Source organism: Actinospica acidithermotolerans, assembly GCF_018139625.1.
Lineage (GTDB): Bacteria > Actinomycetota > Actinomycetes > Streptomycetales > Catenulisporaceae > Actinospica > Actinospica acidithermotolerans.
On the sequence record NZ_JAGSOH010000037.1, the window covers coordinates 11,241 to 27,602 of the forward strand.

The window sequence follows — 16,362 nt, forward strand, 5'->3', positions numbered from 1 at the left end:
CCGCCCCTTACACCTTGGCGTTTCGCCACCCCGAGGAGTCACGATGCGTAACCCTATCGGCACCAAGCGATTTCTCCCGGCAGCTCTCGCCGCGAGTTCGATCTTGGTCGCCGCGCTGATCGTCGTACCGCTGATTGCGAGCTCGCACGGCCGGAGCAGCGCGAATCCGGCTCGCAACTCCCCCACCCCGTCGAACTTGCCGGTACCTGTTCCGTCCGGGGCGATCACCCTCGTCCAGGGCGCTCGGCTCGCCGACGGCATCCAGATCGGCTACCCGCACACCGCGGTGGGCGCGGTCAGCGCGGCGGTCGAATACCTCGACGCCGTCGCGTCGACACTCGACCCCGACTACGCCGCGTCCGTGGTGCGCGTGGCCGCAGCACCGGCGGCGAGCGCGCTCCCGGCCGCACTCGCGCAGAGCACGGTCACGTTGCGCAGCGACCTGCAGTTGCCGACGAGCGGGCCGTTGGCCTCGACGGTCTCCTTCGAAACAACCGCCGAGATGTACCAGCTTCGCGACGCAACGTCCGCCGAGGCGCTGGTTCTGCTTCTGACCTCGAGCACCTTCGTCAACGCCCACGGCGGTATCGCGCAGACGACCGGCGTCTTCCCGGTACACGTGGAGTGGGCCGGCGGAGACTGGAAACTCGCGGCGATCGGCGGGGCAGGGAACTACTCCAGCCTTGAGGCGACGCCGGATACTCAGACCGCGGTGGACCGAGGCTGGCTGGGCCTGGTCGCGACGACGGGCGGTGCGCCGTGATCGCCGAGGCCGTCGGCTTCACCGCGACCGGTTCGAGCAGCGCCGGCTCGAACAGCGGATGCTCTTCCGGAGATCTGGGCCAGTGCCTGTCCGACGTGCAGAACCTGCCGAGCGACGCGCTGCACTGGGTGGCCTCGAAGGCCGGCGGCGCAGTCGCGGATGTTGCCGGCTCAGCATGGGACTCGATCTGCCGATCCTTCGTCGACGCGTTCACCACAGTCCTTCAATGGTTCGGCGGCGTTTTCGCCTCAATGCCCGACCCCGACATCGGCTCGATCCGCGGCGTTTACGCCATCAGCCTGACACTCGGCATGATCGTCGCCTTGATCCTGCTGATCATCCAGGCCGGCGCGGTTGTCTGGACCCGCTCCGGAGCGCCTCTGGCTCAGGCTTTGACCGGGCTGGTCAAGGCGGGACTCGCTGCGATGTTCACGCTCGCGGTGGCGCAGCAGATCATGAGGGCATCCGACTCGCTCGCGCACTGGATCGTGGCTGCGAGCGGGACCAGCATGGACGGCTTCAGCAAGCGGCTGATCGTGCTGTTCACGCTGAGCTCCGGAAACGGCCCAGAGATTCCGTCGGTGATGCTGCTGATCTTCGGACTGCTCGGCATCGCCATCGTACTGACGCTCTGGTTCGAGCTCGTGCTGCGCAACGCGGTGTTCTGCGTCCTGGTGGCCACTGCGCCGATCAGCGCGGCCGGTCAAGTCGGCTCGGTCACACAGGAGTGGTGGCGAAAGCTCGTCAAGGCCGGCGTGCAGCTTGCGCTACTCAAGCCCGTGGTCGCGCTCGTGTTCGTGATCGGACTCGACATGGAAGGCCATTCCGATGGCATCACCAGCCTGGTCTCCGGGTTCTGTGTCCTGTTCATGGCCGTATTCGCGTGGCCCGCCGTGGCACGGTTCTTCACCTTCGCCGGAACTGCGATGGGCGGCGCGATGGGCGTCGGCGCACTTGTCGGTGCGGTCGCAAACCGGTCCGCGGGCGGAGGCCCGGGGATCGACCCGGGTGGATTCGGCAAGTTCTCCGAGCGCCAAGCGATGTCCGCCAACGCCGCACGCGGCGGCGGAGGCGGCGCCGATGGCGGTGCGGCTAGCGGCGGTATCGCTGGTGGTGCGGGCAGTAGCAGCGCGGCCGGGGCGAAGGCAGCAGGTGGCGGTGGCGCAAGTGCCGCTGCGGGCGGGGGCGGTGGCGCGGCTGCCGGGGCTGCGACAGCAGCTGGAGCCGCAGCCGGTCCCGCTGGAATCGCGATGGCCGCGCTCCAGACGCTGCACAAGTCGATCAACGCGGTGGCTTCCCGGATGGAGCAGCAGGCCGGTCACGCCGGGCTGGACGGTTCCAACCCGACGGCATACCCCGGTGGCTACCCGTCCTACGGCTCGGTCCGCGTGCCCAAGTCAGGCTCGGGCCAGTCCCCGCAGCCTTCGGGGCAGGCCAACGGCCCTGAACCCCGGGGCGGCGCCTCGGCAACTCAGGCCACGTCGAAAGCCAGCGCTACGACTCGAACAGGGGCGTGATCTCGATGGCCACAAAATCCAATGCTCGAACGTACTCCGGGTGGCAGAGCGAGCGCGTGCATTTCCTACTCGGGCTCTCCGGACGTCGCGCCGCACTCGTCGGCGCCGCCACCTTCCTCGGTCTCGAACCTGTCGCGAGCGGCCACATCGCTCGCCTCGCGCTGGTCGGACCCATCGCCGCACTCCTCGCCGCGTGCGCCTACACGCGCGTGGCCGGGCGCACCCTCGACGAATGGATGATCACAGTGGTCTCCTACAACCTGCTCAGGCTCCGCCACAAGACGACGTTCCTGTCCGGCGCGTTCGCACCGGGCCGCGGTACCGAGCCGCCGCGACTCGATCTTCCGGGCGTGCTCGCTCCGCTTCGAATCCTGACTGCGCAGGACGGCACCGACCTCGAGTTCGCCGTACTGCATCACCCGCACAACCGCACGTATACCGCGGTCGCCACCGTCGAGTCGATCGGACTGGGCCTGGTCGACCCGGACCGCGCGGAGTCGATGGTCGCCGCATGGGGCGAAGTCCTCGCTTCACTGTGTATCGAAGACCAGCCGATCGCACGCGTACAGTTCGTCTCCCGAACGATGCCGCAGACCGTCGGCGCGCTGCGCTCTTGGCATACCGAGCATCTCGACCCGGCGGCTCCGCTCGCTTCGGTCATGGCGAACGAGGCGCTACTGACCACCGCGGCCCCGGCAACGTGCCGACGTCAGACCTGGGTTGCGATCAGCCTCGACGCGCGGCGAACCGCCACCACGATACGCGCGGCCGGCGGCGGCGAGTCCGGAGCGTGTCGCGTCCTGGAGCAGCAAGTGCGGGCACTGCGTCCGTTGCTTGCAAGCGCGGGTATCAGCGTGACCGGCTGGGTGGATACGCGCGAGCTCGCCGAGATCATCCGTGTCGGGTTCGACCCGCACGTCGCCGAGATGCTGGACCACCGTCGCGCAGAGGCCGTCGAGCAGACATTCAGCGGCGGCGTCCCGGCGATTCCGGCGGGTCTCGACACCTCGCTGGCGGGACCTGCTGCAGCGCGCGCATCGTGGTCGTCGTACCAGCACGACGGCGCGGTCTCAGTCACGTACGCGGTACACGCCTGGCCGATCTCGCCGGTGTTCGCAACGTCGCTGGCCGCGCTGCTCGCGGACACCGTCCACCGACGCTCGTTCTCCTTCGTGATCGAGCCGCTCGGGCCGCGCGCCGCACAGAAGGCTGTGATGGTCGAGAAGACCAAGCGCGAAGTAAGCCTGCGGCTTCGCTCGCGGACGGGGCAGGCGGCTTCGGCGACCGAGCAGGTCGAGCTGTATCGCGCAGACGCCCAGGACCTCGCGCACGCCACCGGATCGGGTCTCGCCCGCTTCACCGGCTACCTCACGGTCACCGTCGTCGACCCCACCGAGCTCGCGGACGCGTGCGCTCAAGCCGAAGCCGGCGCCGCGCTCGTCGGCATCGAGCTGCGTCGGATGTACGGCGCCCAGGACACCGGATTCGCGATGACCCTTCCTGTCGGGCTCGGCCTTCCGGTCCGGCGGTGATTCTCGATGCGCACTCCCATGTCTCGTCGCCGCCAGCTCGCGCTGGCCACCAGTCTCCCGTCCGTCGATGTCGCGCAGCTTCGTCCACTCGCTCCGGACGCACCGGTGCCCGCCACCCCGCGCGAACGCACCGAGCGGCCGGCTGCGGCAGCTCCTCGGCGCGGGACCAATCGCCCGTACGCCGGACGTGCCGCCGTCGCCCCCGCACCCCGCGTCTACAGGGCGGCGACCGCGCAACTCGCTGGCCTCTACCCGTTCCTCTACGGCGAGTCCGTCCCACCGCTCGGCGCGTACATCGGCACGAATCTGCTGACCGGCGCGGCGTTCTCCTGCCATCCGATCGCGTGGCTGCACCGCGGATTGATCACCAATCCGAACATTCTGGTAACCGGCATCCCCGGAGCGGGGAAGTCGGCCCACATCAAGGCTCTCTCGCTCCGGTTGATGTCCTACGGGGTCAAGACTCTGATCCTCGGTGACCTGAAGAACGAGTACAAAGAGCTGTCCGCCGCGCTCGGCGTCACACCGGTCGAACTCGGCCCGGGACTCCCGGCCCGGCTCAACCCGCTCGATGCCGGCCCGCTCGGCGAGGATTTGCCATCCGACCCGGTCGAGCTGGACGAACGGCTCGCCGAGATCCACCGCCGTCGGCTGATGCTGCTCGACGCGCTGCTCTCGACCAAGCTCGGTCGACCGCTCACGCCCACCGAGGAAGCGGCGATCTCCCAGGCCATCGACCAGACCACTGGCCGGGCCTCGGGAGGCAGAACACTGACGGATCCGACCCTTCCGCAGGTGTGGTCATTCCTGCGCGATCCGACCGAGGAGATGGTTCGAGAGCTTCGGCTGCGGGACGTCGACGAACTGCGCGAGGTCGTTCGGCCGGTTGCCGACGCCCTGCGCGCGATGGTCACCGGTTCTCTCTCGGGCGTGTTCGACGGACCGACCAGCGTGGGCCTGGATTTCACCGCGCCGATTCAGAGCGTGGACATCAGCCGCTTCGACGGCCGCGGCGACACGACGATCGCGATGATCCTCGCCTGTGTCTCCTCCTGGGGCCAGGCTGCGATCGACGACCCGGCAGGTCCGGTCAGGCTCGTGGTCCGCGACGAGCTGTGGCGGGCGATGCGTATTCCGGCGCTGGTCCGCAAGCTCGACGGCGACCTGCGCTTGTCGCGCGCGACCGGCACGATCCAGATCCTCGCCACGCACCGGCTCGCCGACTTCGAGACCGTCGGCGCGGCTGGCAGCCCCGAGGCCGCGATCGCCGCGAACCTGATCGCCAGCTGCGACGTGCGCATCTGCCTGGCCCAGGACACCGCGCCGCTCGCGATGACCCGCGATGCGATCGGCCTGACCGACCCGGAGTGCGCGCAGATCGCCTCGTGGGGCGGCGCTCACATCGGCCACGCCCTCTGGAAGGCCGGCCGCCACCACTCCGCCGCAGTCCGGCTCGAGCTCACCGAATCCGAGCGCGCCTGGTTCTACACGAACCAGCGGATGATCTAGTCCACAGGGAGCTGATACAGCATGGCTTCACGCTCTGACGGCCCTTCGCTTGCCAGGCACTTGGTGCACGACGGCAAGGACATGGTCCTCGCGGTCGGTCTAGGCCTGTTAACAGTTGCTGGGATCGGCGCCTGGTTCTGGGGCGAGGCCGCCGGCCTCCTCGCGTACGGCACGCTGCCCCAGGTCTCGATCTCCCAGAGCACGGCGATCGCGCTCCGAGTGGCTCGGCACCTCTCCGATCCGCGGGCGGCGTGGCCCGGTACCGTGGCCCCGTCGCTGCCGGGACCGGTCATGTTCTACACCGCCGGACTGCTGCTCCTGCTGGTGATCGCGGGCGTTGCCTTCACGGCGTCCCGCGTCTGGTTACGGTTCAAGCGGCGCGACGACGGCTTTGCTACTCGGAAGGACCTCGCCGCTCACCTTGCCGAGCGCGCCGTGCTCGCTCGCGGAACGGTGGTGCGGCCGAGTCTGTCGAAGGGAGCATTCAACCTTCGCGACGTCGGCGTGCCGCTCGGCCCGTCGGTCCCGGACGGGGTGCGACTGGCAGTCTCCGCTGAGCTCTCCGTCGCCGTCTATGCGCCGCCTCGGCAAGGTAAGAGCAGCCAGATCGTCATTCCATGGGTACATCGGTGGCCAGGCGCCGCCTTCGTAACGTCGATACGTCTCGATGTGCTCCTGACCACCGCAACGCTGCGCGCCGACCGCGGCCCAGTCGCGGTCATGGCCCCGACGGGGATGACGTCCTGGCCCTCGATGGTGCACTGGTCGCCGACGGACGGGTGCAGCAACCTGGACAAGGCCCGGCAGCGCGCCGAGGTCATGGTCACAGTCGGACGCAGCGAGAAGCAGGACTCGTCGAACGCCGCCTACTTCGGCGCGAACGCCACCAACCTGCTCACCCTCTGGCTGCACGCCGCCGCACTCGCGAATCGCTCGATGCGCGACGTCCTCGCGTGGTCGCTCAACGACCGCGACGACACCCCCGTCAAGCTCCTCCGCGACCGGGAAGGCGCCGCGCCGGGCACCGCGCAGCTCCTCGACGGCCTCTACCGCACGCCTCCCGAGACCAAGTCCGGTCTGTGGACGACCGTGCAGACCGCGCTCGCCCCGCTGCTCTCCCCCACAGCCCAGGTGACGTTCTGCCCGGACGACGGCGCCGGCTTCGACATGGAGTCCTTCCTTCGGGAGCGCGGCACGATCTACCTGCTCGTCGCCGAGAAGCAGGCCACCGCGCTGGCCCCACTGATCGCTGCGTTCGCAGACGAGCTGATCGAGACCGCGAAGCGCCTGGCGGACACGATGCCCGGCGGCCGGCTCGACCCTCCGCTCGGTCTTTTCCTCGACGAGATCGCGAACGTCGTCCCGCTGCCGAGTCTTCCGGCGCTGATGAGCTTCGCGGGCGGATCCGGGATCTTCGTTGTACCGATCTTCCAGTCCCGCGCCCAAGCCGAAGCCCGCTGGGGCAACGAGCAGGCCGCGATGCTCTGGGGCGCCGCCACGGTGAAGGTGATCCTCGGCGGACTCACTGGAGCCGAACTGCGCGACCTGTCGGACCTGGTCGGCGAGTACGACCGGCATATGACCACGTACCAGTACTCGGACGACGGCGCAGTCTCGACCGGCACCTCCATCCAACGGCACAAGACCATGACCGCCGAGGAGATCCGCACGCTGAGCTCTGAAGAGCGCGAGGCCCTCGTCATCCACGCCACGACGCCGGCAGTCAAGATCTGGATGACGCGGCACTACGAGGGCTCCGACGCGCAGCTCTACGCCGAGGCGGAGAAGCAAGCCCGCGCGGTCCTCGACGGCCTCGCGCGGCAGGACTCGTGCTCCGAGGGCCTGGAGGCGGTCTCATGACCGGCTTCGACGACCGACACGCCGCGCCGCCGACCGTCGGATTCAGTGCCGGCCGACGCGTGCGCGGTCGACCCGGCACCAGCCCAAGCCGCCTGACCAGGCAGCCGCGCGTCACGGCCGACGCCATTCCGTCCGATCAGCCGGTCCCGACCGAAGCGAATGCCACGCCGTTCATCGAGTGGCACGCGATGAACGAGCCCGAATACGTCCTCGCTTGGCAGCAGCTCCGCGAATGGACGACGTGGCTCGCCAACCGCTACCGCCTCAGCATTGAAGACCGGCTGCCGAACTGCTGGCCGCGCCACCCCGAGCTGATCGAGGAGCTCTGGGCGCTGCGCGCATGGCGAAGCGAGGCGTACGGCACCGAGGGCTCCGGCCAGTCAGCCACGTACTGGCACCAGGCGCTCGTCACGTTCCTCAGCCACGTCTCTGGCTGGTGGGCCGGCGGCTGCCGAGCGGGCCACGACGGCTCCAACACCGACATCACATCCGAGACCGTGCGCGCATGGGCGGAGTCCGACCCGATGGTCGGCATCCCCACACCACTGCGCCCGAAAGCCTCCACCCCCGACAACACCGAAACCGAAGGAGAGATCACCATGCCGAACGTCAACACACTGACCGGAGCACAGATGCAGGCCCTGACCACCGCCGGCCTCGCCCATCCCCAGCACGAGACCATCGTCGCCTTCACCTACTACGACGGCTCTTGGTGGGCCTACGGATCGCCCAACGAGCACGACCCGGCCGCCCCTCCCGCCGATGAGACCGGCACGTGGTTCCGCGCAGACGACCTCGACCTCGCCTCAGACCACACCTTCTACCCGCAGCGGTCCGCCACCGACTGACTGCCCGACCGATCAACCCCAACGGAGACATCGCACCCATGAACACGCCATCGAACACGAAGTCAGACCACCAGCCCTACATCGAACTCGTACGGCTCGCCCTGCAGCTCAAGGACATCCACCCCGGCGCCACCGTGCCCAGCCTCGGCGGACTCCGCGCAGCCGCTATTACCGTGCTCCCGCCTGACGCAGACTTCGAGGACGCTTGGCACCCGACCTTCGCCGACGCCTCGCGCGTCGAACTGCGCTGGAACGAAGAGGACGGCTGGACGCTCGCCGCCTTCCCCCAGGACCTGTCGAACGGCCCGACGATCTGGCGCCGCGGCTTTGGCGTGCTGCTCACGCCGGAGGAGGTCGCCACGTGGCTCGACCTGCTGCTGACCATGCCCAGCGCGTCAGCCAGCCGCGACGACGGCCCGTACCGCTCGCACCAGCAGACCGACCGCGCCTTCGAAGCCGACCTCGCCGTCTACAGCCGCTGACCAGCCCGCACCGCCCGCACAACCTCGGCCTTCGGGCCGGGCCGCGCCACCTGGAGGCCAGCATGGCCGAATTTCCCACCGAAGCCACCACCAAAAGCGGTGCGATCAGCCGCGCCCACGCCAACCTCGCCGCCCTCGAGACCCTCGAGCGGCTGCGTCGGGCCCCGAACACCACACCGACGCCTGACGACCTGGCGACGCTGCGCGGCTGGTCCGGCTGGGGACCGCTCGCCGCTGCCCTGGACTCATCCCGCTCCGGGACATGGGCGAAGATCGGCGAACGCATCAACTTCCTGCTGCCGCCCGAGCACTACAACGAAGGCATCCAGGCGACCTACAACGCCTTCTACACCCCTCCCGAAGTCACCAGAGCCTGCTGGCAGCTGCTGACCGACCTCGGGTTCACCGGCGGGAGCGTCCTGGAGCCAGGCTGCGGTGCCGGCGCATTCATGTCCTCAGCCCCGGACGACGTAGACGTGCGCTGGACCGGAGTCGAGCGAGATCCGACCACCGCGGCCATCGCAGCCCTCCTCAATCCGAACGCGACGATCCGCAACCAGCGCTTCGAGGAGACGAGCCTTCCGAGCGGCAGCGTCGACGCCGTCATCGGGAACGTCCCTTTCGGCGACGTCCACGTGTACGACCCCACAGCACCTCTGCAAGCCCGAGCGAACCTGCACAACTACTTCATCTGGCGTTCGGTCCAGGCGCTCAAGCCCGGCGGCATCGCCCTGCTCATCACCTCGCGTTACACCCTCGACGCCTTCGGCGAGAACGCGCAGTACGCACGGAGCACGATCGCTTGGGACGCGGACCTGCTCGGCGCCATCCGCATGCCGAACAATGCACTCGCGTCCGGTGGAACCGAAGCGCTGACGGACATCCTCGTGCTACGAAAGCGCCGACCGGACGAAGCGCGCGACGAGACCGACATGCCCAACTGGATCAAGACCGGCGTCACCGTCGGCAACCAGCCCATCAACGAGTATTTCCTCGCGAACCCGCACATGGTGCTCGGTGAGCTGGCCGAGGACCGCGCCCCACGATACGGGCGCACCCTGCGTGTCGATGCCCGGCCCGACGACCCGCCCTTCGAGCTCGCACTCGCGGAAGCCGGCCGGCAGATCGTGGATCAGGCGGCCGAACGCGGCCGTTCGTGGCGGGTGATATCCGGAGTTTCTGCGGTCAGTGCAGAGACCGCTCCCTTCGAACTGCGCGGGGACGGAAAGAAGGAAGGCTCGTTCCATCTCGTCGACGGCGCCGTGCACGAGGTCGTCGACGCCAAGCTCGTTCCTGTCCCCCGCGCGGGCAAGGAACTGCCGAAGCTCGTCGCCCTCCGCGATGCCGTAGTCGACCTGCTCAACGCCGAAGCCGACCACTCCCGTACCGACGCAGACCTCAAGCCACTGCGCGCAGAGACAAACCGGCACTACGACGCGTACGTCGCGGAACACGGCTACCTCAACCGGTACACCGTCGTCGAAGGCAAGCCCGACGAGGACGGCGTCGTGCAGGCTTCGCGCCGGCGGCCGACGATGGGCGGGTTCCGCCGCGATCCGGACTACGTCACTGTGCTCGCGCTGGAGGACTTCGACGATGACACGCGGACCGCGTCCAAGGCCGCGCTGCTCACCCGTCGCGTCAACCGCCCCCGCGAACGCGCGACGCACGCTGAGAGCCCGACCGAAGCCATCGCGCTGTGCCGCGATGAGCTCGGCCGGATTGACCCCGAGAGGATTGCCGAGCTGCTTGATGCCGACGTCGCGGAAACCGAGACCATGCTCTCTGAGATCGCTTTCCGCGACCCGGCGAGCGACACGTGGGTTCCCGAAGACGAGTACCTGACCGGCAACGTCCGAAAGAAGCTGGACGAGGCGAAGTCCGCAACAGCTGGCAACCCCGAGCTCTACCGGCGCAACGTCCTCGCCCTGGAGGTCGCGCAGCCCGCCGATCTCGAACCCGAGCAGATCCACGCGAACCTCGGCGCCCCTTGGATCTCAGCGGCCGACGTCCAGAAGTTCGCCGAGGAACTTCTTGAGTTCCCCGTGACCGTCTGGAGCGAGCCTCGTACCTCCACCTGGAGTGTTTCCACCTACCGGCGCGCGGAGGAGTCCGCAGCCGCAACCAGCGAATGGGGCACGGAGCGCCTGAACGCGTACCGCCTGCTGGAGGCGGGTCTGAACGGCAAGGCCCCGGTTATCTACGACGTGATCGACGAAGTGCGGGTCCGCAACCAGGACGAGACTATTGCGGCGAACGATCGCCTTGACGCGATCGCCGCACGATTCTCCACGTGGGTCTGGGAAGACCCCGACCGCGCCGACCGGCTCGCCGCCGCGTACAACAAGACCTTCAACGCCGTCGTGCCCCGCAAGTTCGACGGCGCCCACCTCACGTTCCCCGGCGTCGACCCCGACTTCGAACCGTACGCCCACCAGCGCGACATGGTCGCCCGAATGATCACAGGGTCGGACGCACTTTGCCCGTTCCCGGTTGGCACCGGCAAGACCGCGACGATGTTCATGGCCGCGACCAAGCTCAAGCAGCTGGGGCTCGCCCAGAAGCCACTGATCATCGTCGTTCCCTCGACGCTGGAGCAGATCGCACGCGACGGCAAGCGGCTGCTGCCCAACGCACGCATCCTCATGGCCGGCAAGGAAGACCTCCGCGACGCCCGCGCCCGCAAGCTGTTCGCAGCGCGCTGCGCGATGGAGGACTGGGACGCGGTGGTCATGTCCCACCCATCCTTCACCTCACTGCCAGTGCACGCCACGGCCCAGGCCGCCTACGTCGCGAACCTCGCCGACAACTACCGCACCGCCCTGACCGCTGCGAAAGCGGCAGACGGTAGCGACCGCAAAATCAAGCAGATCGCGAAGATGGTCGACCGGCTCGAATCCGAAGCCAAGACACTGATGAACCACGCAACTGACGACGGCGTGTTCTTCGAGCACCTGGGCGTGGACTACCTGCTCGTCGACGAGCTGCACTACTTCAAGAACCTCGGCGTGCCAGTCCACACCGACGGCTTCGCGATCCAGGGGTCGAAGCGCGCGCAAGACCTCGACATGAAGATCGGCTGGCTGCGGCAGCAACACCCCGAGCACGCGGTCATCACCGGCTTCACGGGAACCCCGGTCTCCAACACACTCCTCGAAGCATTCGTCATCCAGCACTATCTCCAGCCGCAGCGCCTGGAGGAACTCGGCATCGCCTCCGCCGACGCATGGGCGGCGAACTTCGCGAGCTTCAAGACAGCCGTGGAACTCAGCCCCGACGGCAGCTTCCGGCTCAACCGCCGCCCGGCCGCGATCGTGAACATCCCCGAGTTGATGCACACCCTCGGCGAGGTATCCGAGATGCGACCGCCCGAGGCGTTCGCGGTCCAGCGGCCCGACGTTCAGCGGCACACCGTCGCCGTCGAAGCCTCCGAGACCGTGCTCGATTTCGTGCAATCGCTCGCCGAGCGGGCGGATGCCATCCACTCCGGCGGCGTCTCGCCGCAAGAAGACAACATGCTGGCCATCTGCTCGGACGGACGCAAAGTCGCCCTCCACGAATCCCTCGTCGGCCTCGAAACCGATGGCCCCGGCAAAGTCGGGGAGATCGTCGACAACGTCGCGCGCATCTACGAGCAGACCAAAAACCTCGATCTGCCTGATGGGCTCGACCCGGGCATCCGCGGCCGACTTCAGCTCGTCTTCTGCGACCTCGGAACGCCGAACAAGGACAAGGGCGGCCAGGTCTATGGGCTGATACGCCAGGGACTCATACGCGCCGGAGTGCCGGCCGAGAAGATCCGCTTCATCCACGAAGCGACCACCGACGCCCGCCGCCTGGTGCTGTTCGACCAGTGCAACAAGGGCGAGGTCGCCGTCCTGCTCGGCTCCACCGACAAACTCGGCGTCGGGGTCAACATCCAGCGTCGCGCCATCGCGCTCCACCACGTTGACGCGCCGTGGCGACCCGACCAGGTCGAGCAGCGCGACGGCCGCATCGTGCGGCCGAAGAACCTGAACCCCGCCGTGGAGGTCTACCGCTACGTCACCGAGGGCTCGTTCGATGCCTACATGTGGCAGGCCCTCGAACGCAAGGAGAAGGCCCTGCGCCCTATCCTCTCCGGCCAAGCCACAAGCCGGTCTGTCGAGGACATCGGCGATGTCGCCCTCGACTACGGCCAGATCAAGGCGATCTCCACCGGAAACCCACTGCTCGCCGAGGTCTCGCTGGTCAGCGCTGAGGTCAAGCGGCTCGCCAGCCTAGCCGCCAGCCACCAGCGCGCCCAACGTCGGCTCCGCAACGACATCCAGACCTTCACAATGCAGGCCACTCATGCGGCGCAGACCGCGGACGCCCTCGATGCAGTCGCCAAGGTCTCTGCCTCCACGGCCGAGACTTCATCTTGGACTGACCGGCACGGCAACACGATCCCGAGGGACGATGAGGCCACGTCACTCGCTACGCTGGCCGAGTCCACCATGACCAGAGGCTTCTGCGACGGGTCCATGCGCTGGCGGTCGCTTGAGATCGACTTCACCCGCGACCGCTCAAACGGCAACAACGAACTCGCAGCTCGAATCACGACGGACGGACACCGAATCACCGTCCCGCTCAAGGCCGGCTGGACGGCCAAGGGACAGCACTGGCGAATCCTCGACGCCATTGCTGGGGCCGTAAGCGACGCAGGCCAAACGGCCGCAGCCACATGCGAGAACATCGCGGACCTACAGAGGCGAATCGCCGAGAACCGGGCCGCGCTGGGCACGCCGTTCCCCGAGGCCGAAGCTCTCGAAGCAGCCCGCTTACAACGCGCATCCCTCGACGCTGCAATCCGGGAGCAAGCCACGAAGGACGAGGCAGCGAGGCGCGAGCGAAAGGCCCGCGCTGCCGCGAACGTCGGCCTGTCCGCCAACCTCGCCGACAGGCGACGGGAAATGCTTACGCGCATGCACACCGCGATGGCGGCGGTTGTCGACCGAGCCAGGGCCGAACAGGATGGAGAGCCGCAACGCCTCGTCGTGCCGACTCCTGCCGGGGCGAAACCTGCAAAAACCGCCGTCCCGAATCCCGAGCAGAGCACCGATAGTCGACACATCACCGAACTCGATGCTGCGCCGGAATCTCAGACGGGTGAGGGCACCGCATCGGAGAACCCCACTGCCCGCACAGACGACGCAGATGCGCAGAAGCCGGAACCGCCGAAGGGTCCGGACAACGCTCCGGTTAGGCCAGCCTTGAGCGCCGAACCATTCCAATCACCCGAACTGCACGTGATACCGGACAACCGGAACTCCGTGGAACCGACGTCCGCCGAACCCGACACGCTACACAACCACGTCGAACCGCAGAGCAATCCTGTCTCTAATGCGAGCGACTCACCCGAGACGAGCATCGGCAGTGCCGATGGCACCTCCACCCCAAGCGCCCCACGCGACACGGTCGCCAAGCCCAATGGATCTGTCCTCAAGCCGAGATCGGCCGTTGGCCCACATGCCTCCAGTTCTTCGGCACGTCGCCGCGCATCTGCTGTCCCGAAAGCCGATAGGCCGCCCGCGCCAATCGAATCTGGTCGGCGCCAGCCGCGCCCGACGCCGGAGCCAGCCCGGCGCCCCGACGCCAACCAGCGGCCGACGATGTACGAGTACGCCATCGATTTGGCTATGCAAGGCCTCGCGGTCTTTCCATTGCGTCCCGGCACGAAGCTGCCGCTATTGGAAGATTGGGAAGGGCGGGCCACCACCGATATCGAGCAGATCACCGCCTGGTGGGCCAACAGCCCGCGGGCCAACATCGGCATCGCCTGCGGTCCATCCAACCTGCTCGTGATCGACCTCGACGCCGACAAAAAGCCGGGCAGCACCATGCATGGTCAGCGCTCGCTGATAGACCTCGCACGCGGCCGCGGAATTCCGGCGACGTACACCGTGGCCAGTGCCCGCGGCGGTCGCCATCTCTACTACCGTCAGCCTGACGGTGCCAAGTTCAGTAGCACCGTCGGCAGCCTCGGCCCTCTGATCGACACTCGCGGGCACGGCGGCTACATCGTCGGCCCCGGCTCGACATTCGAACGCAGCACCTACCGTGTCGAGCGGGAAGCCACTATCGCGCAGCTCCCTCCGTGGATCAAAGACGAGCTCGAGCAACGACGGAAGAACGCCACGCCCGAGCTTCCCGACGCTCCGAAGCCCAGGTTCGGACCTGTATCTGATCGGCGCCGCATGGCCTACGGCACAGCCGCACTCCGCGGGGCTGCCAGCTCCGTCGCCTCAGCGCGCGAAGGCACCCGCAACGACACCCTCAACAGGGAGTCTTTCCGCATCGGACGGCTTGTCGGCGGCGGCGTCATCGATCGCGACGCCGCATACGCGACGCTCTTTCGCGCAGCCAGGAGGGCTGGACTCCCACCGGACGAAAGCGCTCGGACCATCACGTCGGGCCTCGCCGCCGGCATCGGCCGCCCCCGTTTCATCCCTGACCACGATCACACCGCACTTAGGAAGACCAGCACCACGATGGAGGAGACCTCAATGAGCCCGACTGCCGAAAATGCACGTACCGCTTCTCCCGCAGCCACATCGATCGAAGAGCACGAGGACCGCACAACTTCGCCGGGAACCGGCCGGCCCACGCACGCGGCGTCCGAAGACCCGGCGCGCGTGGAGAGTGCCGAAGCGCACGGACCGGTCGACGTCAGCGAGATTTTCGCCGACACGCTCGCCCGAGTGAAGCGGGCTCAAGAAGTCCATCCTGACGTCGACGATGTCGCCGACCGTGCCACGCTCAGAAGCGCCCTCGATGATCTGAGCGCAGCTCTGGCAAAGGACCCGGCCGCGATGGCCGGGGCGTCCCAGCCTGCGAACACCCGTGCCAGCCGCATCGATCGTGACCGTGACGCTCCAGGGCACGGCTCGGACGACGAACTCGGTCAGATGCCCGAGGATCCAGCTGAGGACCTCGACGACTACCTCGCAGCTGTGGACGCCGCATACGCCGACGAAGCCGACGCGAACCGTATCGCCACCGACAGCGCAGAATGGGCAGGGATCCGCGCTATCCACAGCGCCGTCCACAATCTGTGGGATACGCTCAAGGCTTCCGCCGGAACATATTGGGCCGAGCTCGCCGCCGATTCCCGAACCCACAGCTGGCTCGCAACACTCGCCGGCCGAGCCACGCGCGCCATCGCGAACCTGGCAACGGCCGCCGCCGACCGCATCCAGCAGCAAGCCGCACCGCCGACCCCTGCCGCCGCCAATCACGAACTCGGCCTACGCGAAGCATTCATCAACGCCCGCAACAACATCCGCACCCATGCCGTCACCCACGAATGGCAGCGCATCGCCGCGCTGTGGGGAACTGTCAACACGCTGAGCCGGCAAGCCGATGACCCCGGCATCCGCGCGGTCGCCGCCCGAAGCGCCGACGCCATCTCCGACTTCGCCGACGCCCTCGCCCGCAAGGTGTCGATTTACGGCAGCCCGGGCAACGCCCCCGCGGCTCTCGAAGACCTCGCACGCGCGGCGGAACGGCACGCGGCCTTGCTCCGCGGAGACTCAACTCGGCCACGCGTAGCGACGGCAACTACCCTCGCCGCGCCTGCCACTGCGCAGCCCCCGAAGGTTACTGGGCGATCAGCCACCCGCGAGTTGGATGCGCTTGCAGTACAAGAGGCGGCGCGACGCGTCGCAGAAAGGGCTCAACGACGGCTCGGCGTGCCCGCTCGAGCCCAGGGCGGCAACGCGCTGCGTGCGCCCGGCAGGAACCGAGCAAGCCAGCACGCTCACCTCCAGTCTCGCGCTGCGGAGCGGCAGAGCTCGGCCCCAGGCGTGACGCCCCCTCTCTAATCGGAAG

At 68.0% G+C, this 16,362-nt stretch carries 8 protein-coding genes; all 8 read left to right on the forward strand.

The window, feature by feature from the left end; translation table 11 throughout:
* Nucleotides 1–43 precede the first annotated feature (43 nt).
* A complete protein-coding gene (locus KDK95_RS14620; RefSeq protein WP_212518696.1) occupies nt 44–763 on the forward strand; it encodes a DUF8175 domain-containg protein in 720 nt (239 codons plus the stop codon).
* Nucleotides 760–2,280: a hypothetical protein gene (locus tag KDK95_RS14625; RefSeq protein WP_212518697.1), complete on the forward strand. Its 1,521-nt coding sequence runs from the start codon at nt 760–762 to the stop codon at nt 2,278–2,280. Before KDK95_RS14620 ends, KDK95_RS14625 begins: the two co-directional genes overlap by 4 nt.
* Before the next feature lie 5 nt (nt 2,281–2,285).
* A complete protein-coding gene (locus KDK95_RS37705; RefSeq protein ID WP_372463326.1) occupies nt 2,286–3,812 on the forward strand; it encodes an SCO6880 family protein in 1,527 nt (508 codons plus the stop codon).
* 18 nt (nt 3,813–3,830) lie between these two features.
* Nucleotides 3,831–5,321, forward strand: coding sequence for a VirB4 family type IV secretion system protein (locus tag KDK95_RS14635; RefSeq protein ID WP_212518699.1), 1,491 nt, complete (start codon nt 3,831–3,833; stop codon nt 5,319–5,321).
* Nucleotides 5,322–5,342: 21 nt separating this feature from the next.
* Nucleotides 5,343–7,181: a type IV secretory system conjugative DNA transfer family protein gene (locus tag KDK95_RS14640; RefSeq protein ID WP_212518700.1), complete on the forward strand. Its 1,839-nt coding sequence runs from the start codon at nt 5,343–5,345 to the stop codon at nt 7,179–7,181.
* Nucleotides 7,178–8,029 (forward strand): hypothetical protein, encoded by an 852-nt coding sequence (locus KDK95_RS14645; protein ID WP_212518701.1) that lies wholly within the window; start codon nt 7,178–7,180, stop codon nt 8,027–8,029. Before KDK95_RS14640 ends, KDK95_RS14645 begins: the two co-directional genes overlap by 4 nt.
* A 38-nt stretch (nt 8,030–8,067) precedes the next feature.
* Nucleotides 8,068–8,511 (forward strand): hypothetical protein, encoded by a 444-nt coding sequence (locus KDK95_RS14650; RefSeq protein WP_212518702.1) that lies wholly within the window; start codon nt 8,068–8,070, stop codon nt 8,509–8,511.
* 62 nt (nt 8,512–8,573) lie between these two features.
* Nucleotides 8,574–16,355 carry a bifunctional DNA primase/polymerase gene (locus KDK95_RS14655; RefSeq protein ID WP_212518703.1) on the forward strand — a complete coding sequence of 2,594 codons (7,782 nt, stop codon included), beginning with the start codon at nt 8,574–8,576 and terminating at the stop codon, nt 16,353–16,355.
* The last annotated feature ends 7 nt before the right edge of the window (nt 16,356–16,362 follow it).